The organism is Xanthomonas indica (assembly GCF_040529045.1).
Classification (GTDB): domain Bacteria; phylum Pseudomonadota; class Gammaproteobacteria; order Xanthomonadales; family Xanthomonadaceae; genus Xanthomonas_A; species Xanthomonas_A indica.
On the sequence record NZ_CP131914.1, the window covers coordinates 1,862,896 to 1,887,348 of the forward strand.

14 protein-coding genes are annotated in these 24,453 nt (G+C 70.6%); 9 read left to right on the plus strand and 5 right to left on the minus strand.

What is annotated here, in order from left to right:
* Window positions 1–61: 61 nt before the first annotated feature.
* From Q7W82_RS08180 to Q7W82_RS08200, 5 genes are all read right to left on the minus strand, one after another.
* Window positions 62–3,268 carry an error-prone DNA polymerase gene (locus Q7W82_RS08180; RefSeq protein WP_242161406.1) on the minus strand — a complete coding sequence of 1,069 codons (3,207 nt, stop codon included), beginning with the start codon at window positions 3,266–3,268 and terminating at the stop codon, window positions 62–64.
* The gene (locus Q7W82_RS08185) at window positions 3,265–4,689 is read right to left on the minus strand and encodes a DNA polymerase Y family protein (protein WP_242161408.1); all 1,425 of its coding nucleotides are present in this window, start codon (window positions 4,687–4,689) and stop codon (window positions 3,265–3,267) included. The genes Q7W82_RS08180 and Q7W82_RS08185 overlap by 4 nt, the downstream gene beginning before the upstream one ends.
* A 10-nt stretch (window positions 4,690–4,699) precedes the next feature.
* Window positions 4,700–5,320, minus strand: coding sequence for a translesion DNA synthesis-associated protein ImuA (gene imuA / locus Q7W82_RS08190; protein WP_242161410.1), 621 nt, complete (start codon window positions 5,318–5,320; stop codon window positions 4,700–4,702).
* On the minus strand, window positions 5,320–5,928 hold the full coding sequence (gene lexA / locus Q7W82_RS08195; RefSeq protein WP_160946367.1) for a transcriptional repressor LexA: 609 nt from the start codon (window positions 5,926–5,928) through the stop codon (window positions 5,320–5,322). The genes imuA and lexA overlap by 1 nt, the downstream gene beginning before the upstream one ends.
* Before the next feature lie 74 nt (window positions 5,929–6,002).
* Entirely contained in the window at window positions 6,003–7,244 is a 1,242-nt protein-coding gene (locus Q7W82_RS08200; protein WP_242161412.1) for a citrate synthase family protein, read from the minus strand.
* 118 nt (window positions 7,245–7,362) lie between these two features.
* On the opposite strand from Q7W82_RS08200, the gene prpB reads away from it, so the two are divergent.
* The 9 genes from prpB (at window position 7,363) to Q7W82_RS08245 (ending at window position 24,307) form a co-directional block, all read left to right on the plus strand.
* On the plus strand, window positions 7,363–8,250 hold the full coding sequence (prpB, locus tag Q7W82_RS08205; protein WP_242161414.1) for a methylisocitrate lyase: 888 nt from the start codon (window positions 7,363–7,365) through the stop codon (window positions 8,248–8,250).
* A gap of 31 nt (window positions 8,251–8,281) precedes the next feature.
* Complete coding sequence (locus Q7W82_RS08210; protein WP_242161416.1) at window positions 8,282–8,890, plus strand: DUF1003 domain-containing protein; 609 nt, start codon at window positions 8,282–8,284, stop codon at window positions 8,888–8,890.
* 40 nt (window positions 8,891–8,930) lie between these two features.
* Window positions 8,931–10,094 (plus strand): 2-methylcitrate synthase, encoded by a 1,164-nt coding sequence (prpC, locus tag Q7W82_RS08215; RefSeq protein ID WP_242161418.1) that lies wholly within the window; start codon window positions 8,931–8,933, stop codon window positions 10,092–10,094.
* Between the two features lie 242 nt (window positions 10,095–10,336).
* Window positions 10,337–12,952 (plus strand): Fe/S-dependent 2-methylisocitrate dehydratase AcnD, encoded by a 2,616-nt coding sequence (acnD, locus tag Q7W82_RS08220; RefSeq protein WP_242161420.1) that lies wholly within the window; start codon window positions 10,337–10,339, stop codon window positions 12,950–12,952.
* A 66-nt stretch (window positions 12,953–13,018) separates the two neighbouring features.
* A complete protein-coding gene (locus Q7W82_RS08225; RefSeq protein ID WP_242161422.1) occupies window positions 13,019–13,486 on the plus strand; it encodes an SRPBCC family protein in 468 nt (155 codons plus the stop codon).
* 39 nt (window positions 13,487–13,525) lie between these two features.
* Complete coding sequence (gene prpF, locus Q7W82_RS08230; protein WP_242161424.1) at window positions 13,526–14,719, plus strand: 2-methylaconitate cis-trans isomerase PrpF; 1,194 nt, start codon at window positions 13,526–13,528, stop codon at window positions 14,717–14,719.
* 845 nt (window positions 14,720–15,564) lie between these two features.
* The gene (locus tag Q7W82_RS08235; protein ID WP_242161426.1) at window positions 15,565–17,784 is read left to right on the plus strand and encodes a TonB-dependent receptor; all 2,220 of its coding nucleotides are present in this window, start codon (window positions 15,565–15,567) and stop codon (window positions 17,782–17,784) included.
* A gap of 70 nt (window positions 17,785–17,854) precedes the next feature.
* Entirely contained in the window at window positions 17,855–18,853 is a 999-nt protein-coding gene (locus Q7W82_RS08240; protein ID WP_242161428.1) for a nucleoside hydrolase, read from the plus strand.
* Window positions 18,854–19,417: 564 nt separating this feature from the next.
* Window positions 19,418–24,307, plus strand: coding sequence for an alpha-2-macroglobulin (locus Q7W82_RS08245; protein ID WP_242161448.1), 4,890 nt, complete (start codon window positions 19,418–19,420; stop codon window positions 24,305–24,307).
* Window positions 24,308–24,453 lie beyond the last annotated feature (146 nt).

Consider the following 24,453-nt stretch of genomic DNA (forward strand, 5'->3'; position numbering starts at 1 on the left):
GCAGCGCGTGGCTGCGCGTGCACAGGCGTCGCCTCGATCTGGCGCGCCGCGTGGCGCCACCTCAATGAAAATCCCGGCTGCGGATGTCCAGGCCGAGCAGCATGGGCGTCAGGTCCTCGAGGTGGCCGGCGATCAGGTGGCGCACGCCATCGGCGGTTTCCAGGCGGCCGCGCACCAGCAGCAGCCGCGATTCGAGCAGGGCCTGGCGCTGGCGCTCGGCCAGGCGTCGCCACACCACGACGTTGACCAGGCCGTGCTCGTCTTCGAGGGTGACGAAGGTGACGCCGCTGGCGGTTTGCGGGCGCTGGCGCATGGTCACCAGGCCGGCGATGGCGACGGCGCTGGCATGCGGCAACGCGCGCAGTTCGCCGGAATGGCGGTAGCGGCGCGCCTGCAACTGCGCGCGCAGCAGGGTCAACGGGTGCTTGCCAAGGGTGGTGCCGAGCGTCGCGTAGTCGGCACGGATGTCGTCGCCCTGGCTGGGCAACGGCAGCGCGACCTGCTGCTCGGGCGTGGCCGCGAGCGCTTCGAAGAGCGGGCGCTGCGCCTCGACGCCGGCCACGGCCCAGCGTGCGCGGTGGCGATGGCCGGCCAGCGCTTTCAATGCGCCGGCGTCGGCGAGCGCGGCGCGGGCCTTGTCGTCGAGCGCGGCGCGGTGGCACAGGTCGGCGAGGTCGTGGAACGGGGCCTGCGCGCGCGCCTGCTGCAGGCGCAGCCCGGCGTCCTCGGCCAGGCCGCGGACCAGGCGCAGGCCCAGGCGGATCGCCGGCTGCACCTGCGGATCGGGGCTGTGCGCTTCCAGGCTGCAGTCCCAGTCGCTGTAGCGCACGTCCACCGGCCGCACCTGCAGGCCGTGGCGGCGCGCGTCCTGCAGCAACTGGTCGGGGCTGTAGAAGCCCATTGGCCAACTGTTGATCAGCGCGCAGGTGAACGCCGCCGGTTCGTGGCACTTGAGCCAGCAACTGGCGTAGGTGAGCAGGGCGAAACTGGCGGCATGGCTTTCGGGGAACCCGTAGCTGCCGAAGCCCTTGATCTGTTCGAAGATGCGTGCGGCGAATTCGGCGCTGTAGCCGCGCTCCAGCATGCCCTGCAGCAACTTGTCGCGATGCGGTTCCAGCCCGCCGTGGCGTTTCCAGGCCGCCATCGAACGGCGCAACTGGTCGGCCTCGTCGGGGGTATAGCCGGCGGCAACTACCGCCAGTTGCATCACCTGTTCCTGAAACAAGGGCACGCCGAGCGTTCGTTCGAAGACCTTGAACAGTTCCGGAGGCAGATCGTCAATGTCCTCTTCTTGGTTACGGCGGCGCAGATACGGATGCACCATGCCGCCCTGGATCGGGCCGGGGCGCACGATCGCCACCTGGATGACCAGGTCATAGAACTCGCGCGGCTGCAGTCGCGGCAGCATCGCCATCTGGGCGCGCGATTCGATCTGGAACACGCCGATGGTGTCGGCACGCCGGATCATCGCGTAGGTCTGCGGGTCTTCGGCGGGAATGGTGGCGAGCGTGTAGTCGCGGCCGCGGTGCGCGCGCAGCAGGTCCAGGGTGCGCCGCAGCGCGCTGAGCATGCCCAGCGCGAGCACGTCGACCTTCATCAGCCCGACCAGTTCCAGGTCGTCCTTGTCCCACTGGATCACCGTGCGCTCGGCCATGGTCGCGTTCTCCACCGGCACCAGGGTGTGCAGCGCATGCTCGGAGATGACGAAGCCGCCGGGATGCTGCGACAGGTGCCGCGGGAAGCCGATCAGTTGGCTGGTGAGCACCAGCAGCCGGCGCATCACCGGCGTGTCCGGGTCGAAGCCGCGTTCGCGCAGCAGCTCCTGCGCCGACTCCACCGGATCGCGCTGGCCCAGCGCGGAGGACAACGCATCGACGGTATCGCTGGGCAGGCCCAGTGCGCGCGCCACGTCGCGCACCGCGCTGCGCGTGTGGTAGCTGATCGCCACCGCGGCCAGTGCGGCGCGCTCGCGGCCATAGTGGCGGAAGATGTACTGGATCACTTCCTCGCGGCGGTCGTGCTCGAAATCGATGTCGATGTCCGGCCGCTCCTTGCGCTTCTCGGAGATGAAGCGCTCGAACAGCATGCCGATGCGGTCCGGATCGATCGCGGTGATGCCCAGTGCGTAGCACACCGCCGAGTTCGCCGCCGAGCCGCGGCCCTGGCACAGGATGTCCTTGGAGCGTGCGAAGCGCACCAGGTCGTAGACGGTGAGGAAGTAGGACTCGTACTTCAGCCGCTCGATCACGCCGAGTTCGTGTTCGATCAGGCGCCGCGCCTTGTCCGGCACGCCGTGCGGCCAGCGCTCGGCCGCGCCGCGTTCGGTGAGGATGCGCAGCCATTGCGTGGGCGTGTGCCCGGGCGGCACCAGTTCGTGCGGGTATTCGTACTGCAGTTGCCCGAGGTCGAAGTCGCAGCGCTGGGCGATGCGCACGGTCTCGGCCAGCAGTTCCGGCGGATACAGCGTCGCCAGCGTGGCGCGCGGGCGCAGATGGCGTTCGCCGTTGGGATACAGGTGGGCGCCGGCTTCGTGCAGCGGCAGGCGATGGCGGATCGCGGTCAGGGTGTCCTGCAGGGCGCGGCGGCCGCGTGCGTGCATGTGCACGTCGCCGCTGGCCACGGCCGGTAGCTGCAACGCATGCGCCAACTGCAGGCGCGCCTGCAGCAGCGCGGCATCGTCGGGGCCGCGCAGCAGTTCCACCGCCAGCCAGAGCCGCTGCGGGAAACGTGCCTGCAGCCAGGCGCCGTCCGCGGCGTCGTCGGCGTCGCCGCGCGGCAGCCACAGGCACAGCAGGCCCGAGCCGTCGTCCGCGCTTGCCAGATCCTCGCGCAGCGCACGGTAGCGGCCCTTGTCGGCGCGGCGCCGGGCCAGGGTGATCAGCCGGCACAGCCGCTGGTAGCCGTGCAGGGTCTCGGCCAGCAGCACCAGCTTGGGGCCGTGTTCGAACTGGATCTCGCTGCCGACGATGAGGTGCAGGCCCATGTCCCGGGCCGCCTGCCACGCACGCACGATGCCGGCCAGGCTGCATTCGTCGGTGATCGCCAGCGCACGGTAGCCGTGGCGCAGCGCGCGTTCGCACAGTTCCCACGGGTGCGAGGCGCCGCGCTGGAAGCTGAAGTTGGACAGGCAATGCAGTTCGGCATAGTCGGGCAGCGTGGGGTCTGTTGGCGCGCACGGCACGTTGGCGGCGGGTGCGTTGGACGGAGCAGGCGTCGGCAGCAGCCGCAGGCGCGGCGGCATGCGCGGATGCGGCGGCGTGTGGCTCATGCGAACCAACCGTGCAGCATCAGTGCGTCCGGCGCGTCGGCCGGGGCGAACGCCCAGGCGCGCTGGCCCTGGCGGGTGCGCACGACGTAGTAGTCGCGACGCACGTCGCCGTCGTCCCACCAGCCGCTCTCGATGCGTTCCGGCCCGGCCAGGCGCTCGGGCGCGCGTTCGCGCAGTGGGATCGGTCGCGACAGCAGCCAGCCGGGCCGTGGCGGCGCGTTGGCGGCGGGCGTGGCCGTGCTGCGCGCCGGCGTGGACTCGGCGCGCCAGGCCAGTTCCGGGCGATGGTCGGCGTGTGCGCGCAGGCCGTGCACGGCGTCGTCGCCCAGGCGTGCGCGCAGGCGTTCGCGCAGTTGTTCCCACGGCAGCGCCTGCTGCGCGCGTTCGTCGAACAGTTCGCGCGCGGCCGGCACGAACGGCGGCAGTTCGTCGGCGCACAGGCGCAGGGCTTGCACCGGCGCCGGCACGCTGGCCTGCTGCAGGCGTCCGCGCGCCAGTTCGAACAGCATCGCCGCATCGCGCTCGGCGGCGAGCAATCCCACTGGCACCACGCTGGGCTCCAGGTCCTCGTGTTCGAGCAGCAGGCGGAAGCGCTGCACGCCGCCATCGCGCCCGGCCAGGAAGGCGGCCAGGTCCTGGGTCAGCCGGCGCAGCGGGAACAGCAGCGCCTGGCTGGATTCGGTGGCATAGCCCAGTTCCACGCGCGCATCGAAGCGGTCAGGCGGCAGGTAGTACTGCAGTGGCAGCGGCGCCTGCCCGCGCAACGCATCCAGGTGCTGCAACAGGGCCGGCGGATAGCGCCGCGCCAGCCCGGTGCGCGGCAGCGCGAACAGCTGCTGCAGGCGGCGCAGGCCCATCCGCGCGAAGCCGTCGGCCAGGGCCGGCGACAGCCCGGCGCGGGCGATCGGCAACTGCCCCAGCGCGCGCTGCAGCGCGGCGTTGTCGAGCAGGGCGATGCCGTCGTGCGCATTGACCAGCGCACGCGCGGCCAGCGGGTGCGGCGCGACCACGATGCGGTGGCGGAAGCCCAGCGCGGTCAGCTCCTCGCGCAGCCGCGCCTCGAAGCGCGGCCATGGCCCGAACAGGCCGAGGCTGGCCTCGATCTCCAGCAGCAGCGCGCCGGGGTAGTCGGTGCTGACCAGCGAACTGAAGCGGTACGCCCACGCCGCGAGGAACTGCTGGCTGCGGCGGCTTTCTTCGGCATCGTGCAGGGCGGTGGCGAAGCGGTCGCATAGCGCCTGCGCGGTGACCAGCGATTGCCCGGGACGCAGGCCACGGGCGCGCGCGGCGGCGTTGACCGCCTTCAGCGTGCGCCGCTGCGGTGGGCCGTCGAGCAGCGCCAGCGGTTCGTCCGGCGACGGCCAGCGACGCAGGACGGTGTCCAGCGCCAGTTGCGGCAACAGGATGCAGGCCCAGCGCATGGTGGCGGCCTCACCCGGTCGCCAGGGTGGACAGGGCGATCGGCTGCGCCGGCGGCAGCCCGCCGCGGCACTTGAGCACGCGCAGTTGCGCCGGCGCGGCGTCGATGGCGATGCGCAGCGCGGCCGGCGACGGATTGGCGGCGGCCTTCAGCGGGCGGTAGGCGAAGCCCAGGGTGCGCCCGGTTTCGGCGGCCACCTGCAGCCGGCGCAGGGTCTTGTCGGCGGCCAGCCCCGGCCAGCACAGCACCGCCGCGCAACTGCCGGCGCGCAGGCATTGCTCGGCGGCCCAGGCCGCATCCGCACCGGCGCGGACGATCTGCACCTGCGCCAGCGCTACCCCGGCCTGGGCCCAGGCGGCGGGGTAGGGCAGGTAGGGCGGATCGACCAGCACGATGCGGCCGCCGCCCTGCGACAGCCGCGCCAGCGTCGGCCACAGCAGCTGCAGCTCGCCGATGCCGTCGGCGGCGTGCAGCAGTTCGGTCAGCGCCATCTCCGGCCAGCCGCGCGCGGGCAGCACCGCGTCCAGCGCGGCGTGCCCGGTGGGCTGCGCGCTGGGCGGCAGCGCCGTCGGCTGGCCGCGCCAGACCCGGCGCTCGGCCAGCAGGCGGTCGAGGGCGACGACGGCGGCCATCAGCCCGGCCGGATCAGGCCGCAGTAATGCCCTTCGATGGCGAAGTCCTGCCCGGGACCGACCACGATCGGCGCATAGGCGGGATTGCGCGGCAGCAGCGCGATGCCGTCGCCATCGGCGCGGTAGCGCTTGATGGTGAGTTCGCCGTCCAGCCGCGCCACCACGATCTGCCCGTTGCGCGCATCGGCGGCGCGGCGCACCCCGACCAGGTCGCCGTCGAGGATGCCGTCATCGATCATCGAGTCGCCCTGCACCCGCAGCAGGTAGTCCGGGCGCAGCGCGAACACCGCGCGGTCCAGGCGCAGCTGCTGGTCCAGGCCGATGTCGGCGCCGATCGGCGCACCGGCGGCGACCCGGCCCAGCACCGGCAACTGCAGCAGTTCGCTGCGCGTGCCGGCCTGCGCCGGGCGCAGGCTGCGCGCCTGCTGCGGCACCTGCGCCAGCAGTCCAGCCTCGACCAGCGCCTGCACGTGCTTGCGCGCGGCATTGCGCGAGGCGAAGCCGAAGCGTTCGGCGATCTCGGCCAGGCTCGGCGGCCGCCCGTCCTGCTCGGCGCAGGCATGGACGTAGGCGAGGATGGCGGCGCGCTGCGGGGACAGGGTGGTCATGGTGTACATTTGTACACCGCTGACGCGACCTTGGCGAGATGGGGCGCTGAACGGGTTTGGCGTCTCCCGACGTGTCAGCCGCGCCCGGCGCCATCCTCCGGCATCGCCCCGGCGTAGCGGGCGCGGGGGCGAATCAGCTTGCCCAGGGCCTGCTGCTCCAGGGCGTGGGCCAGCCAGCCGGCCTGGCGGGCGGCGGCGAACAGCACCAGCGCGTGTGCGGCGGGCAGGTCGTGGACGAAGCAGAGTGCGGCGAGCAGGCAGTCGATGTTCGGGCGCTGGCCGCTGCAGTCCTGGGCGGCGGCAATCACCGCTTCCACGTGCTGCATGCGCGTGCTGCCGCCGCTGCGTTCGCGCAGCAGGCGCAGCACTTCGGCCGCGCGCGGGTCGCCGTCGGGGTACAGGGCGTGGTGGAAGCCGGGCAGGTCGTCGCCGCGCTGCCAGCGCTCGGCGATCAGGGCGGCGGCGCTGGGCGCGTCCTGGGCGTCGCGCAGCAGGGCGTGGGCGCGCGCGGTGGCGCCGCCGTGGCGCGGGCCGGACAGCGCGGCCAGGCCCGCGCTGACGGTGGCGTGCAGCGGCGCGCCGGTGGAGGCGACCACGCGGGCGGCGAAGGCGGAGACGTTGAGTTCGTGGTCGGCGCACAGCAGCAGGGCGGCGCGCACCAGCTCGGCGAAGCCGGCGTCGCCGGGACGCCAGTGGTCGGCGATCAGGCGATGCACCTGGCGCGCGTCCGGCGTGGTGCCGACCAGCAGCGCGGCGTTCTGCCGCAGCAGGGTGGCGGCGCTCTCGCGGCGCACGCCGGGGGCGGCGTTGAGCGACTGGCGCAGGTCCAGGGCCAGCAGCGGGATGCAGGCCATGGCGCGTTCCAGCGGCGGCAGCGCGGCATGCCCGGCCAGCGGCGCCACCACCGCCGGCCACGGCGCGACCGGCGCGCTGGCGAACGGGTCTTCGCCCTCCGGGCAGTCCCACAGCAGCCGCGCGACGTCCTCCAGGCTGGCGCCGGCACGCACCATGGCCACCGCCGAGCGTCCGCGGTAGTAGGGGCCGTCGGGGCGGATCAGCGAGATCCGCGTCTCCAGCACCGGCAGGCCGCGGTCCAGGCTCTGTGCGGCACCGCGCGCGGCGCCGCGGCCGGCGCGCTTGCGCTGCGCCAGCCGCTCCACTTCGGCGCGCAGGTAGGCGCGGCTGCGGTGGTCGGGACCGGCGCGCGAACTGAGCAGGCCGCGGCTGACGTAGGCGTACAGGGTGGCGCTGCTGATGCCGAGCAGGGCGCAGGCCTGTGCGGCGGAGATCAGGTTGCGGTCGGGGCTGTCGGACATGAAGGGACGATAGGTTGATTCATTGAATCAAGATTGATCCGTGCCGGCGAGAGTGCCAGATTGGCGCCCATCGCGGAACGCCCGGCGGGGCGCCGCCGCCTCTTCGTTAGGAGCTGCCATGTCCCTCGTTTCCCCCGGCGCCGGTTTCCGCGCCGCCCTGGCCGCCGAAGCGCCGTTGCAGGTGATCGGTGCGATCAACGCCAACCATGCGCTGCTGGCGCAGCGCGCCGGCTACAAGGCGATCTACCTGTCCGGCGGCGGCGTCGCCGCCGGCTCGCTGGGCCTGCCGGACCTGGGCATCAACACCCTGGAGGACGTGCTGATCGATGTGCGCCGCATCACCGACGTGTGCCCGCTGCCGCTGCTGGTGGACATCGACACCGGCTTCGGACCGAGTGCGTTCAACATCGAGCGCACCATCAAGTCGCTGATCAAGGCCGGCGCGGCCGCCTGCCACATCGAGGACCAGGTCGGCGCCAAGCGCTGCGGCCACCGCCCGGGCAAGGAGATCGTCAGCCAGGGCGAGATGGTGGACCGGGTCAAGGCTGCGGCCGATGCCAAGACCGATCCGGATTTCTTCCTGATCGCGCGCACCGACGCGATCCAGACCGAGGGCGTGGACGCGGCGATCGAACGCGCCATCGCCTGCGTGGAGGCCGGCGCCGACGGCATCTTCGCCGAGGCCGCGTACGACCTGGACACCTACCGCCGTTTCGTCGATGCGGTGAAGGTGCCGGTGCTGGCCAACATCACCGAGTTCGGCAAGACCCCGCTGTTCACCCGCGACGAACTGGCCGCGGCCGGCGTGGCGATCCAGTTGTTCCCGCTGTCGGCGTTCCGCGCCGCCAACAAGGCCGCCGAGGACGTGTACACCGCGATCCGTCGCGATGGCCACCAGCAGGGAGTGCTGGAGCGCATGCAGACCCGCGAGGAACTGTACGAGCGCATCGGCTACCACGCCTTCGAGCAGCGCCTGGATGCGCTGTTCGCCGGCAAGGGCGCATGATCGGCGGCGATTTTCCTGCCCGAGCCTGCCCATGAATACCCAAGCCAGCGCGGCCTCGTTCCTGCGCAGCCGCATCGATCGCCGCCAGACCGCGCGGCACCTGCTGCAGACCGAACTGGACAAACTGTCCGAGGCCGAGCGCGAGGTGGTGGAGCGCTTCATCGCCAAGCGCCACGTGGCCCGCGACATCGTCAAGCAGGCCGACCGCGACCGCTCGCTGGGCGAGCGCGTGGCCGACCGCGTCGCCGCGATCGGCGGCAGCTGGAGCTTCATCATCGGCTTCTGCGTGGTGCTGCTGGGCTGGATCGTGCTCAACAGCCTGGTACTGGCGCACGCCTTCGATCCGTATCCCTACATCCTGCTCAACCTGTGCCTATCGTGCCTGGCGGCGATCCAGGCGCCGGTGATCATGATGAGCCAGAACCGCCAGGCGGCGGTGGACCGCCTGCATGCGCAGAACGATTACGAAGTGAACATCAAGGCCGAACTGGAGATCCTGCAGGTGCACGAGAAGCTCAACCAGCTGCGCGAGCAGGACTGGGCGACGCTGGTGGAACTGCAGAACCGCCAGATCCTCATGCTGCAGCAACTGCTCGAGCGTGCCGGCGTCTCGCCGCCGCCGCAACCGCAGGCCACCTGATCCACTGCACTTATCCGACCGCAACACCGGGAGATTCGCCATGAACGACACCGCTCCGCAGACCGCCCCTGCCTTCAAGCCGAAGAAATCGGTGGCCCTGTCCGGCACCGCCGCCGGCAACACCGCGCTGTGCACGGTGGGCCGCAGCGGCAACGACCTGCACTACCGCGGCTACGACATCCTGGACCTGGCGCGCAGCAGCCAGTTCGAGGAGATCGCCTACCTGCTGGTGCACGGCAAGCTGCCCAGCAACAGCGAGCTGCGCGGCTACAAGGCCAAGCTGCGCTCGCTGCGCGGCATCCCGGCCGCGGTCAAGGCCGCGCTGGAGCAGTTGCCGCCGTCGGCGCATCCGATGGACGTGATGCGCACCGGCGTGTCGGTGCTGGGCTGCGTGCAGCCGGAGAAGGACGACCACAACCATCCCGGCGCGCGCGACATCGCCGACAAGCTGATGGCCAGCCTCGGTTCGATGCTGCTGTACTGGTACCACTACAGCCACAACGGCCGGCGCATCGAGGTGGAGACCGACGACGATTCGATCGGCGGGCATTTCCTGCGCCTGCTGCACGGCTTCAAGCCGCACGAGGAATGGGTGCAGGCGATGCACACCAGCCTGATCCTGTATGCCGAGCACGAATTCAACGCCTCCACCTTCGCCTGCCGGGTCATCGCCGGCACCGGCAGCGACATGTACAGCGCCATCGCCGGCGGCATCGGCGCGCTGCGCGGACCCAAGCACGGTGGCGCCAACGAGGTCGCCTTCGAGGTGCAGAAGCGCTACGACACCCCGGACGAGGCCGAGGCCGACATCCGCGCGCGGGTCGAGCGCAAGGAAGTGATCATCGGTTTCGGCCACCCGGTGTACACGGTGTCGGACCCGCGCAACCAGGTCATCAAGGACGTGGCGCGCGAACTGTCCGAGGCGCAGGGCAGCCGCAAGATGTACGACATCGCCGAGCGCCTGGAGACGGTGATGTGGGACATCAAGAAGATGTTCCCCAACCTGGACTGGTTCAGTGCGGTCAGCTACCACATGATGGGCGTGCCGACGGCGATGTTCACCCCGCTGTTCGTGATCGCCCGCACCGCCGGCTGGAGCGCGCACATCATCGAGCAGCGCATCGACGGCAAGATCATCCGCCCCAGCGCGAACTACGTGGGGCCGGAGGATCAGACGTTCGTGCCGATCGATCAGCGCAAGTGATCCGCCGACACGCGCTCGACTCCGAGTGACACTCCCCTCTCCCGTCGGGAGAGGGGCCGGGGGTGAGGGTGCGGGCGCAGCCTCGTGGTGTTCGGTCGCAAGAGCTTCGCCCGTACCCTCATCCGCCCTCATGAAGGATCCGACGGCACTAGGCTTCGCCCGTACCCTCATCCGCCCCTTCGGGGCACCTTCTCCCGGTGGGAGAAGGGTCCTGTCTTCGCTTTTTTCTACTGTAGCCAGCCATGAACAGCCACTACCGTAAATCCCTTCCGGGTACCTCGCTGGACTACGTCGATGCGCGCGCCGCGGTCGATGCGATCAGCCCGGGCGCCTATGCCGGCCTGCCTTACGTGTCGCGGGTGTTCGCCGAGAACCTGGTGCGCCGCTGCGATCCGGATCTGCTGCACGACGCCTTGCTGCAGTTGATCGAGCGCCGCCGCGACCTGGATTTCCCGTGGTTTCCGGCGCGCGTGGTGTGCCACGACATCCTCGGCCAGACCGCGCTGGTGGATCTGGCCGGGCTGCGCGATGCCATCGCCGAGCAGGGCGGCGACCCGGCCAAGGTCAACCCGGTGGTGCCGGTGCAGTTGATCGTCGATCACTCGCTGGCGGTGGAGTGCGGCGGCGACGATCCGCAGGCCTTCGCCAAGAACCGCGCGATCGAGGATCGTCGCAACGAGGACCGCTTCCACTTCATCGACTGGAGCAAGCGCGCGTTCCGCAACGTGGACGTGATCCCGCCGGGCAACGGCATCATGCACCAGATCAATCTGGAGAAGATGTCGCCGGTGATCTACGTGCACGACGGCGTCGCCTTCCCCGATACCTGCGTGGGCACCGACAGCCACACGCCGCACGTGGACGCGCTGGGCGTGATCGCGATCGGTGTCGGCGGGCTGGAAGCGGAGAGCGTGATGCTCGGCCGCGCCTCGTGGATGCGTCTGCCGGACATCGTCGGCGTGGAACTGAGCGGCCGGCCGCAGCCCGGCATCACCGCCACCGACGTGGTGCTGGCGCTGACCGAGTTCCTGCGCCAGGAGCGCGTGGTCGGCGCGTACCTGGAATTCTTCGGCGAAGGCGCCGCCGCGCTGACCATCGGCGACCGCGCCACCATCTCCAACATGTGCCCGGAATACGGCGCCACCGCGGCGATGTTCTACATCGACCAGCAGACCCTGGACTATCTGCGCCTGACCGGGCGCGAGGAAGCGCAGGTGGCCTTGGTGGAGCAGTACGCGCGCACCACCGGGCTGTGGGCCGATGCGCTGGCCACCGCGCAGTACGAGCGCGTGCTGCGCTTCGACCTGTCGCAGGTGGTGCGCAACATGGCCGGCCCGAGCAATCCGCACAAGCGCGTGGCGACCACCGAACTGGCCGCGCGCGGCATCGCCGACGCCAGCAAGCTGGCTGCCGGCCAAGCCGAGCAGGCGCAGGGGCGCATGCCCGACGGCGCGGTGATCATCGCCGCCATCACCAGCTGCACGAACACCTCCAACCCGCGCAACGTCATCGCCGCCGGCCTGCTGGCGCGCAATGCGCGCGCACGCGGCCTGGCCCGCAAACCGTGGGTGAAGACCTCGCTGGCGCCGGGATCCAAGGCGGTGCAGCTGTACCTGGAAGAGGCCGGCCTGCTGCCGGACCTGGAGGCGCTGGGCTTCGGCATCGTCGCCTTCGCCTGCACCACCTGCAACGGCATGAGCGGCGCGCTGGATCCGCGCATCCAGCAGGAGATCGTGGAGCGCGACCTGTACGCCACCGCGGTGCTGTCGGGCAACCGCAACTTCGACGGGCGCATCCATCCCTACGCCAAGCAGGCGTTCCTGGCCTCGCCGCCGCTGGTGATCGCCTACGCCATCGCCGGCACGGTGCGCTTCGACATCGAGAAGGACGTGCTGGGCACCGACGCCGACGGCCGCGAGGTGCGGCTGAAGGACATCTGGCCCAGTGACGCCGAGATCGATGCGGCGGTGCGTGCCGCGGTGAAGCCGGAGCAGTTCCGCCGCGTCTATGCGCCGATGTTCAACGTGCGCGTGGAGCAGGGCGCGCCGGTGGCGCCGCTGTACGACTGGCGCCCGCGCAGCACCTACATCCGCCGCCCGCCGTACTGGGAAGGCGCGCTGGCCGGCGAGCGCACGCTGCGTGGCATGCGCGCGCTGGCGGTGCTCGGCGACAACATCACCACCGACCACCTGTCGCCGTCCAACGCGATCCTGGCCGACAGCGCCGCCGGCGAATACCTGGCGCACATGGGTGTGCCGGAGGAAGACTTCAATTCCTACGCCACCCATCGCGGCGACCACCTCACCGCGCAGCGCGCCACCTTCGCCAACCCCAAGCTGATCAACGAAATGGCGGTGGTCGACGGCAAGGTCAAGCAGGGCTCGCTGACCCGGCTGGAGCCGGACGGGCAGGTGCTGCGCATGTGGGAAGCGATCGAGACCTACATGGCGCGCAAGCAGCCGCTGATCGTGATCGCCGGCGCCGACTATGGCCAGGGCTCCTCGCGCGACTGGGCGGCCAAGGGCGTGCGCCTGGCCGGGGTCGAAGCGATCGTCGCCGAAGGCTTCGAGCGCATCCATCGCACCAACCTGATCGGCATGGGCGTGCTGCCGCTGCAGTTCTTGCCCGGCACCACGCGCACGACCCTGGGCATCGACGGCAGCGAGACCTTCGACGTGGTCGGCGCGCGCACGCCGGGCGCCACGCTGACCCTGCGCATCGTCCGCAAGGACGGCGCTGCGGTGGACGTGCCGGTGCTGTGCCGCCTGGACAGCAACGAGGAAGTGTCCATCTACGAGGCCGGCGGCGTGTTGCAGCGCTTCGCCCAGGACTTCCTCGAGGATGCCCGCAGCGCCTGAGCCGGCTGCCGCTGTCATCGGGCGCGTGCCATGCTGGCCGCGCCCGCCACCGCCGAGGAGACCGTCATGCCCACGTCCGCCACCCCCACCGGGACCGTCCAGTTGCATCGGGTGCTGCGCGCGCCGGCCGAACGCGTCTACCGCGCCTTCCTGGAACCGGCGGCACTGGTCAAATGGCTGCCGCCGCATGGCTTCGTCGCCACCGTGCACGCGCTGGACGCGCGCGTGGGCGGCAGCTACCGGATGAGCTTCACCAACCTCGGCACCGGCACCAGCAGTGCCTTCGGCGGCACCTATCTGGAACTGGTGCCCGGGCAGTTGATCCGCCACACCGACCGCTTCGACAATCCGGACCTGCCCGGCGAGATGATCGTGACCGTGCGGCTGCGGCCGGTGGCCTGCGGCACCGCGCTGGAAATCGTGCAGGAGGGCATCCCGCCGCAGATCCCGGTGGAGTTCTGCCATCTCGGCTGGCAGGAGTCGCTGGCCCTGCTGACGCAACTGGTCGAGCCCGAGATTCCCGATTCGCCCTGATCCGCCGTCTCTTCATTTTCGTACGTACCCGGAACCGCCATGGCCCACGCTCCGCAACTCCGCATCCCCGCCACCTACATGCGCGGCGGCACCTCCAAGGGCGTGTTCTTCCGCCTGCAGGATCTGCCCGCGGCGGCGCAGACGCCGGGCCCGGCGCGCGACGCGCTGCTGCAGCGGGTGATCGGCAGCCCCGATCCCTACGCCAAGCAGATCGACGGCATGGGCGGGGCCACCTCCAGCACCAGCAAGACCGTGATCGTGGCGCCGAGCACGCGCCCGGACCACGACGTGGACTATTTGTTCGGCCAGGTCGCGATCGAGCGCGCATTCGTGGACTGGAGCGGCAACTGCGGCAATCTGTCGGCGGCGGTGGGGCCGTTCGCGATCGCTGCGGGGCTGGTGGATCCGGCGCGGATTCCGCGCGACGGCGTCGCCACGGTGCGGATCTGGCAGGCCAACATCGGCAAGACCATCGTCGCGCAGGTGCCGATGAGCGACGGCGCGGTGCAGGAGACCGGCGATTTCGAACTGGACGGGGTGACCTTCCCGGCGGCGGAGATCGCGCTGGAATTCCTCGACCCGGCCGCCGACGAGGACGGCGCCGGCGGCGCCATGTTCCCCACCGGCCACTTGGTCGACACGCTGGAGGTGCCCGGCGTCGGCAGCTTCCAGGCGACCCTGATCAACGCCGGCATTCCCACCATCTTCCTCGAGGCGCAGGCGCTGGGGTATCGCGGCACCGAGCTGCAGGACGCGATCAACGGCGATGCGCAGGCGCTGCAGCGCTTCGAGACGATCCGCGCCTATGGCGCGCTGCGCATGGGCCTGATCGCCACCCTGGACGAGGCAGCGACGCGCCAGCACACGCCCAAGGTCGCCTTCGTCGCGCCGCCGGCCGACTACGTCGCCTCCAGCGGCAAGCCGGTGGCGGCCGCCGACATCGACCTGCTGGTGCGGGCGATGTCGATGGGCAAGCTGCACCACGCGATGATGGGCACCGCGGCGGTGGCGATCGGCACCGCCGCGGCCATTCCCGGCACCCTGGTCAACCGCGCCGCCGGTGGTGGCAAGCGCACCGCGGTGCGCTTCGGCCACCCCTCGGGCACCTTGCGGGTAGGCGCCGAGGCGCGCCAGGTGGACGGCCAGTGGAGCGTCACCAAGGCCTTGATGAGCCGCAGCGCGCGCGTGCTGATGGAAGGCTGGGTGCGGGTGCCGGAGACGCCGGCTGGTTGAGGCCGGTGCTCCGGCCGCGAGCGTTTTAAGGGCCGTAGTGGCCTGTCGCATTGCGCGCGTCGCGGCTGAAGCCGCTCCCACAAGTAGGCATCGCGCCAGCGGATGCGTCATGCGCGGCAAGCCTTGTGGGAGGGACTTCAGTCCCGACCCGATGACCGGTGACTGCCGCAATGCGGGGCGATCGCCGCAGGAGGCCGCGAGTTCACTGCATCGCGCGTCGCGGCTGAAGCCGCTCCCACAGTGGCATCGCGCGGTGGACGCGTCACGTGCAGACAAGCCCCATGTGGGAGGGACTTCAGTCCCGACCCGATGACCGGTGACTGCCGCAATGCGGGGCGATCGCCGCAGGAGGCCGCGAGCTCACTGCATCGCGCGTCGCGGCTGAAGCCGCTCCCACAGTGGCATCGCGCCAGCGGACGCGTCATGTGCAGGCAAGCCCTGTGGGAGGGATTTCAGTCCCGACGCGATGACCTGTGACTGCCGCAATGCGGGGCGATCGCCGCAGGAGGCCGCGAGCTCATTGCATCGCGCGTCGCGGCTGAAGCCGCTCCTACAGGGAGGATCGCGCCAGCGGACGCGTCATGCGCAGCCAAGCCCTGTGGGAGGGACTTCAGTCCCGACGCGATGACCGGTGGCTGCCGCAACAAGGAAGAGGGAAGCCCGTCTCGGTCCTAGGCGCGCGTCGCCGCCAGCCCCGCTGTCGCCAATCCCGACTTCCCAATCCCAAATCCCCGCCTCCCCAGGTGACGCCAGCCGCCACAGCTTGTATATTTTGTGTTAATTATGCTGCGGCGCGGCAAGGACTCGGCGCGCTCCCGATTACGCCCACCCATCCCGGAGTTCCCATGTCTGCCAGTTGGTCGCTGCGCGCCAGTGCGCTTGCCGTTGCCGTCGTTTCCGCGCTTTCCTTCCCCGCCGCCGCCCAGCAGGCGGAGAGCACCGACGGGGTCGCCCGTCTGGACACGATCAAGGTCACCGCCGAGCGCCGCGCCGAGGACTCCAAGGACGTGCCGGTGTCGGCCAGCGTGCTGCGCCCGGAATATTTGGACGCCATCGCCACCAGCGGCTCGGACGTGCGCGTGCTGGCCGGCAAGGCGCCCAGCCTCAACGTCGAGTCGTCCAACGGCCGCGTGTTCCCGCGCTTCTACATCCGCGGCTACGGCAACACCGACTTCAACACCTACGCCTCCCAGCCGGTGTCGCTGATCTATGACGACGTGGTCGCCGAGAACGCGTTCCTGAAGGGCTTCCCGATCTTCGACCTGCAGAGCCTGGAAGTGCTGCGCGGTCCGCAGGGCACGCTGTTCGGCCGCAACACCCCCGCCGGCGTGGTCAAGTTCAACTCGGTCAAGCCGACCATCGGCGCCAACGACGGCTACGCCAGCCTGTCCTACGGCACCTACGGCACCATGACCATGGAAACCGGCCTGAGCGTGGCGATGGGCGACAAGTGGGCCGCGCGCCTGTCGGCGCTGGGCCAGCGCCGCGGCGACTGGGTCGACAACACCATCGACAACCGCTCCTTCGAAGGCTACATGGACTCGGCGGTGCGCCTGCAGCTGCTGTTCCAGCCGGGCGAGGACTTCAGCGCGCTGTTCAACGCGCACGCGCGCCACCTCGACGGCACCGCGCGCCTGTTCCGCGCCAACATCTTCCAGCCGGGCACCAACCAGCTGGTCGCCGGCTTCGACCCGGACAAGGTGTCCATCGACGGCAAGAACACCCAGGAACTGCAGACCTACGGCGGCAGCGCCAACCTGACCTGGGACCTGGGCGACATCGTGCTGCACTCGATCACCGGCTACGAGGGCATCGGCAAGTACTACAGCCGCGGCGACATCGATGGCGGTTACGGCGCGGTGTTCGCGCCGCCGTCCGGCCCCGGGGTGATCCCGTTCCCGGTGGAGACCGCCGGCGGCATCAAGAACCTGGACCAGTACTCGCAGGAGCTGCGCGCCGAGTCGCAGTACGCCGGTCCGCTGAACTGGCAGGCCGGCCTGTACTACTTCCACGATTCGGTGGAAGGCGAGAACTACACCTACAACACCCTGGCCGGCGGCACCCTGTCCAGCTACCAGCTGACCCGCCAGCGCAACACCTCGTGGGCGGCGTTCGGCTCGCTGAACTACGCGGCCACCGAGCGCCTGAACCTGCGCGCCGGCATCCGCTACACCTACGACAAGAAGACCTTCGACGTCCTCGCCCTGGACCGCGTGACCCTGCAGCAGCCCTCCAGCGGCAGCACCGACAACTCCAAGGTCACCGGCGACCTCAGCGCCACCTACACGATCAACGACGACGTCAACGTCTATGCGCGCGCCGCCCGCGGTTTCCGCGGCGCCAGCTTCGGCGTGCCGTCGGCGACCGCGCCGCTGACCGTGGCCGCGCCGGAGACCGTGGACTCCTACGAGATCGGCATCAAGTCCGACCTCTTCGACAAGCGCGCGCGCCTGAGCTTCGACGTCTACGACTTCAAGGTGAAGAACCAGCAGCTGACCGCGGTCGGCGGCGCCTCCAACGACGTGCGCCTGCTCAACGCCAAGGCCTCCAAGGCGCGCGGCGCCGAGTTCGACTTCGAAGCGCTGCTGACCCAGAACCTGCGCATGACCCTGGGCGGCGCCTACAACTGGACCCGCATCGAAGACCCGACCCTGTCGGTGGGCGTGTGCCGTACCTGCACCGTGACCGATCCGATCAACGCCTCCGGCCGCGCGCTGATCGACGGCAACGTGCTGCCGCAGGCGGCCAAGTGGATGGGCAACGCGACCCTGCGCTACGGCATCCCGGTCGGCGACGACGCCGAGTTCTTCTTCTTCACCGACTGGTCCTACCGCAGCGAGATCAACTTCTTCCTGTACGACTCGCGCGAGTTCGTCGGCCAGCCGCTGCTCGAGGGCGGTGCCAAGATCGGCTACAACTGGGGCGCCGGCGCGTACGAGGTCTCGGTGTTCTGCCGCAACTGCACCAACCAGATCCGCGCCACCGGTGCGATCGACTTCAACAACCTCACCGGCTTCATCAACGACCCGCGCATCGTCGGCGCGCAGTTCCGCGCCAACTTCTGATCCGCGGTCCCGACGTTTGCAAGACCGACCGCCGGCTATCATGCCGGCGGTTCTTTTTTGGGAGACGCGCATGCGCGTGCTGAAGCAATGGGCGGCGTCGGCGCTGTTGATCGTGGCGGCCTGGGCGACCGATGTGGTGGCGGCCCCGGCATCGTCGCCAGTGACCGCACCGGTACAGAAGGTGGTGGTGTCCACCGACGTCGGCGACGACATCGACGATGCGTTCGCGCTGGCGCTGCTGTTGCGCAGCCCCGAGCTGCAGGTGCTGGGCATCGCCTCGGCCTGGGGCGACACCGGCCTGCGCGCGCAACTGCTGCAGCGGCTGCTGCAGCAGGCCGGCCGCAGCGAGATTCCGCTGGCGATCGGGCAGCGCACCGACAGCACCATCCCCTTCAGCCAGGCGCGCTGGGCGGCGAAAGGTCGTCTGCCCGCGGCGGCGCCGGATGCGGCCGCTTTCATCCTGGCGCAGGCGCGGCGCCATTCCGGCCAGGTCACCCTGCTGGTGCTCGGCCCGCTGACCGACGCGGCGCGCGCGCAGCAGCGCGACCCGGCCGGCTTCGCCCAGCTCAAGCAGGTGGTGCTGATGGGCGGCTCGGTGCGCGCGGGCTACGGCAAGTCGCGCTACCGTCCGCCGAATCCGCCGGCGGCCGAGTACAACATTGCCGCGGATATTCCCGCCGCGCAGCGCGTGTTCGGCGCCGGCACGCCGATCGTGATGCTGCCGCTGGACGCCACCCAGGTGACCCTGGAGGAGCCGGAGCGGGTGGCGCTGTTCGCCCATGGCGAGCCGCTGACCGATGCGCTGGCGCAGCTCTACTACCAGTGGCGCGACACCGACCAGCCCTGGGCCAGTGCCACCCCGACCCTGTTCGACGTGGTGCCGGTGGCGCAGTTGCTCGACCCGGGCCTGTGCCCCACCGTGCCGCTGCGCATCGTGGTCGACGCCAAGGGCTACACCCGCGAGGCACCGGTGGCGGAGGCGCCGGGCGCTGCGGCCAACGCGCAGGTGTGTCTGGCGCTGGATCGGCCGCGGCTGATCGCGTTGTACATGCAGCGGTTGCTGCGCTGAGGGCAGTGCGTCGGCATCCGGGGATGTAGGGGGCGGCTTCGCATCGCCTCTGTGGGCGCGACGTTTCGTTGCGGCGAGCGGGACCATTGGCCGGTCCGTTGCTCTGCAGTCGGGACTGAAGTCCCTCCCACAGGGGAGCCGATCCGATGGCGCTGCCGACAACACTCATGGCGCAAGCCTCATGTGGGAGGGACTTCAGTCCCGACGCGTGGAGCCATCGGCGCACCCAGTGCCGGCGCGTCGGGACCGACATCCGCCCACATGACCTCGAGGCGAGGGCGCGGGTACTCGCTTAGGGGGTAGGAGCGGCTTCAGCCGCGACCGGCTTTCCCGGGAATGCCTGTCGCGGCTGAAGCCGCTCCTACGGAGGCTCCTCGGCGATCGGTGGTGCCGTGGCGGGAGGGACATCCGCGCCGACGGCGGCCTGCCGCGCACATGCCGATGGATGGCGCCCGTTCGCCCCTCCAGCCGTCGCGCCGGCGCTTTATACTCGCGCCACATTCAAGGAGCGAACGCATGCACACGGATTCGAAGCGGCGCTGGGCGGGCCTGCGCGCGGGATTGATGGGGACGTTCCTGTTGCTGGGCCTGGCGCTGGCGCTGGGCGGCTGCAAGCGCAACGAATCCGGGCAGTTGCCCGAGGCCAGCGGCGAGCCGGTGAAGGGGCAGAAGGAAGCGATGAAGGGCTTCGGCCTGGTTCGCGCCTATCCCGACCAGAAGGGCGACGGGCTGTCGCTGGCGCTGGAGTTCTCGCGGCCGCTGGTCGGCACCCAGGATTTCGACAAGCTGCTGCGCTTCGAGGAGAAGGTCGGCACCGACGAGAGCGCCTGGTCGCTGTCCGACGACGGCAAGACCCTGCGCTATCCCTACGTGGAGGCGGCCAAGGACTACACCGTGGTGATCTCGGCCGACCTGCTGGCCGCCGACGGCAGCCGCCTGGGCAAGCCGCTCAAGCAGAAGGTCTACACCGGCGAGTTGACGCCGGCGGTCGGCTTTGCCTCGCAGGGCAGCGTGCTGCCGGCGCGCGAGAGCCGCGGCCTGCCGGTGGTCTCGCTCAACGTGCCGGAAGTGGACGTGGAGTTCATGCGGGTCAAGGACAGCGCGCTGCCGGCGTTCTTCGCCCAGTACCAGCGCGGCGGCCGCCGCGGCACGTGGGAGCTGGACAGCGACTACGGCGACCACACCCCGATCTCGCAACTGGCCGACTCCGTCTATACCAACCGCTTCGTGCTCGGCGGCGACAAGAACGAGCGCGCGCTGACCTACCTGCCGATCCAGGAGATCAAGGAACTGCAGGCGCCGGGCCTGTACTTCGCGGTGCTGCGCCGCCCCGGCAAGTTCGACAACGAGTACGACACCGCCTTCTTCACCGTCAGCGACATCGGCCTGCACGCGCGCGCCTACAAGGACAAGCTGTTCGTGCACACCGCCTCGCTGCAGAGCGGCGAGCCGCTGAAGAAGGTGGAGCTGCGCGTGCTCAACGCCGACGGCGAGCTGTTCCTCAAGGGCCAGACCGACGACAACGGCAACGCGCTGCTGAACTACACGCTCGACGCCGGCCAGGTGCTGGTGGCGCGCAGCGGCACTGACCTGTCGATGCTGCCGTTCAACCAGCCGGCGCTGGACTTGAGTGAGTTTGCGGTGGCCGGGCGCGAGAACGCCTGGTTCGACGTGTTCGCCTGGTCCGGCCGCGACCTGTACCGCCCCGGCGAGACCGTGCGCGTATCGGCGCTGCTGCGCGACAACGACGGCAAGCCGGTGCCGACCACCGGCAAGGGCGCGCAACCGGTGTTCCTGCGGCTGAAGCAGCCCGACGGCAAGATCTTCCGCGAGACCCGGCTGCAGCCGGGCGAGCAGGGCTATTTCAGCTTCGAGCAACTGATCCCCGCCGATGCGCCGACCGGGCGCTGGCAGGTGGAGTTCCGCACCGACCCGACCAGCAAGGAAGCGGTGCAGGGCATGACCCTGCGCATCGAGGAGTTCCTGCCCGAGCGCATGAAGCTGGACCTGGACAGCGCGCAGAAGACGCTCAAGCCGGGCGAGCCGTTCAAGCTGCAGGCCACTGCCGCCTACCTGTACGGCGCGCCGGCGGCGGGCAACCGCTTCACCGCCAAGCTGGCGGTGGCGGTGGAGCAGCATCCGGTGGAGGCGCTGCCGGGCTACTTCTTCGGCGACCCGACGCTGCAGTTGCCGCGCGAGGCCAAGGACGTGGTCGACACCGAGTTCGGTGCCGACGGCAAGCTCAGCGAGGATCTGGCGCTGCCCGACGAGGCCAAGCCGACCAGCACCATCGCCGCGCTGGTCTCGGCCAGCGTGTACGAGACCGGCGGCCGCACCGTCACCCGCACGCTCAAGCGCGTGCTGTGGCCGGCACCGGCGCTGGTCGGCGTGCGCCCGCTGTTCGACGACAAGGACGGCGCCGACGCCAACGCCAACGCGCGCTTCGAACTGATGCGGGTGGACGCGCAGGGCAGGCCGCAGCCGGCCAAGGGCCTGAAGGTGACCCTGGTGCGCGAGCTGCGCGACTACCACTGGGCGTTCACCGACAACCGCTGGGACTACGACTTCACCCGCCGCTTCGAGAACAAGCAGACCCTCACCGTCGATGCCGGCAGCAGCGCGGCCAAGGTCGATTTCCCGGTGGAGTGGGGCGAGTACCGGGTGGACGTGTTCGACCCGTCCACCGGCCTGACCACGCGCTATCCGTTCCATGCCGGCTGGAGCTGGAACGACGACAACCGCGGCCTCGACGCGCGCCCGGACAAGGTCAAGCTGGCGCTGGACAAGACCGGCTACAAGGCCGGCGACATGCTCAAGGTCACCCTGACCCCGCCGCACGCCGGCCCCGGCCTGCTGATGGTCGAGAGCGACCGCATGCTGTACGTGCAGGACATCGACGTGAAGCCGGGCAGCCGCTTCGAGATCCCGGTGACCAAGGACTGGGAGCGCCACGACGTCTACGTCACCGCGCTGGTGTTCCGCGGCGGCTCGGCGCCGAGCAAGATCACCCCGGCGCGCGCGGTCGGCGTGGCCCACGTGCCGATGGACCGCAAGGCCCGGCGCGTGGCGGTGGGCCTGGTCGCGCCCAAGCAGATGCGTCCGGAGCAGCCGCTGCCGGTGACGGTGAGCGTGCCGGAGCTGGCCGGCAAGCAGGCGCACGTGACCATCTCCGCGGTGGACGTGGGCATCCTCAACATCACCCGCTTCCCGGTGCCCGATGCCAACGCGCAGTTCTTCGCGCAGCGGCGCCTGGGCGTGGACGCCTACGACATCTACGGCCGGGTCATCGAGAGCTTCGAGGGCGGCACCGGCAAGCTGCGCTTCGGCGGCGACATGGCGCTGGCGGCGTTGCCGCAGGCCAAGCGCCCCACCGCGCGGGTGCAGACCGTGGACCTGTTCTCCGGCCCGGTGCAGCTCGACGCCAAGGGCAACGCCCGCGTGCAGTTGCCGGTGCCGGACTTCAACGGCACCCTGCGCGTGTCGGCGCTGGTCTACTCGGACGAACGCTACGGCAACCGCGACGTGGAGACCCTGGTGCGCGCGCCGATCGTGGCCGAGGCCAGCATGCCGCGGGTGATGGCGCCGGGCGACCGCAGCACGGTGACCCTGGACGTGCAGAACTTCACCGGCCAGCCGGGCGAGTTCAAGGTGCGGGTCGACGGCGAGGGCCCGCTGGCGATCGCCGACAACGCGCGCAGTGCCAAGCTGGGCAAGGACGGCAAGGCCACCCTGAGCTTCCCGCTAGTGGCGCAGGAAGGCTATACGGTGGCCAAGGTGCAGGTGCGGGTGGAGGGCAATGGCTATGCCGCCGACCGCCGCTACGACCTGCCGGTGCGCGCGGCGTGGCCGTCGGTGCTGCGCACGCAGACCCGCGTGCTCGACCAACTGGCGCCGGTGACCCTGGGCGCCAGCGATGCCGAGGGCCTGATGGCCGGTTCGGTCAGCGCGCGCATGCTGGTCAGCGCCTTGCCGCCGATCCCGTTCGCCAGCGCCCTGCAGGGCGCGCTGCAGTACCCCTACGGCTGCGCCGAGCAGACCACCAGCAAGGGCTACGCCGCGCTGCTGCTCGACGACGCCACCGCACGCCTGCTCGGGGTCAAGGGCCTGGATGCGGCCACGCGCCGCGCGCGCATGGAAGGCGCGTTCGGGCGGCTGGCCTCGATGCAGGTCTCCAGCGGCCACTTCTCGATGTGGGGCGACGACGGCTACGTCAATTCGGGGTTGACCCCGTACATCGCCGAGTTCCTGCTCGACGCCAAGGACGCCGGCTTCGCGGTGCCCGACAATGTACTGCAGAAGGCATTGAACCGGCTCAGCGAGGACCTGCTGTCCGGCGGCAACAACTTCTACGGCCAGGACCGCCGCGAGAACCTGAAGTTCGCCAACCAGGCCTGGTCCGGCTACGTGCTGGCGCGGGTCAACCGCGCGCCGCTGGGGACGCTGCGCGCGCTGTACGACAACGACCGCGGCAAGGCGCTGACCGGCCTGTCGCTGGTGCACCTGGGCGTGGCGCTGTCGCTGCAGGGCGACAAAAAGCGCGGCGAGGCGGCGATCGCCGCCGGTTTCGCCAAGGACAGCGCCGACCGGCCGCGCTACTTCGGCGACTACGGCAGCGTGGTCCGCGACGATGCGCTGATGGTCGCGCTGCTGCACGAGCGCGGCCTGGCCAGGCCCGAGTACGACGCGCGGGTGGTGGCGCTGGGCCGTGAGCTCGACGCGCGCCGCCGCGGCGGCTGGCTGTGGCTGAGCACGCAGGAGCAGGTGGCGCTGGCGCGCATGGGCAAGGCCTTGCTCAACAGCCAGACCGCGCAGGTGTCCGGGCAGTTGAACGTGGGCGACAGCAGCGAGGCGATCGCCCCGGCCAAGGCCTTCGGCCGCCAGTTCGACGAGGCCGAGCTGGCGCGCGGCGTGCATTTCGTGCCGCAGGGCCAGCCGCCGCTGTACGCCAGCCTGGAAATCGCCGGCGTGCCGCGCACGCCGCCGGCGGCCGACGACAGCACGCTGAAGGTGGAGCGCAGCTTCTACGGCACCGACGGCAAGCCGTGGACGCCGCAGCCGCTGAAGGAGGGCGAGGCGCTGATCGTGCGCGTCACCATCACCTCCGACACCAGCATGCCCGACGCGCTGCTGACCGACCTGCTGCCGGCCGGCCTGGAGATCGAGAACTTCAACCTGGGCGACGCCAAGCAGTGGGCCGACGTGCTGGTGGACGGCATCGAGATCAGCGACCGCTCCAACGCCGCCGACGTCAAGCACGAGGAGTTCCGCGACGACCGCTACGTGGCCGCGCTGAGCCTGTCGGCGGGCAGCAAGGCGCAGGTGTTCTACCTGGTGCGCGCGGTGACCCCGGGCACCTACACGGTGCCGCCCTCGCTGGTCGAGGACATGTACCGTCCCGACCTGCGCGGCGTGGGGCGCAGCAACCCCGGCACGATCAACGTCGTGCAGCCCTGACTCCTCTCTCCCTCCGCGAGAAGGCGGAGGGGTGAGGGGATGACCGCCAGCGGAGCCGCCTGACTCCCCTCTCCCCCGGGAGGGGCCGGGTCTGAGGGTCCGGCCGCCAGGGAAGCCACCTGACTCCTCTCTCCCTCCGGGAGAGG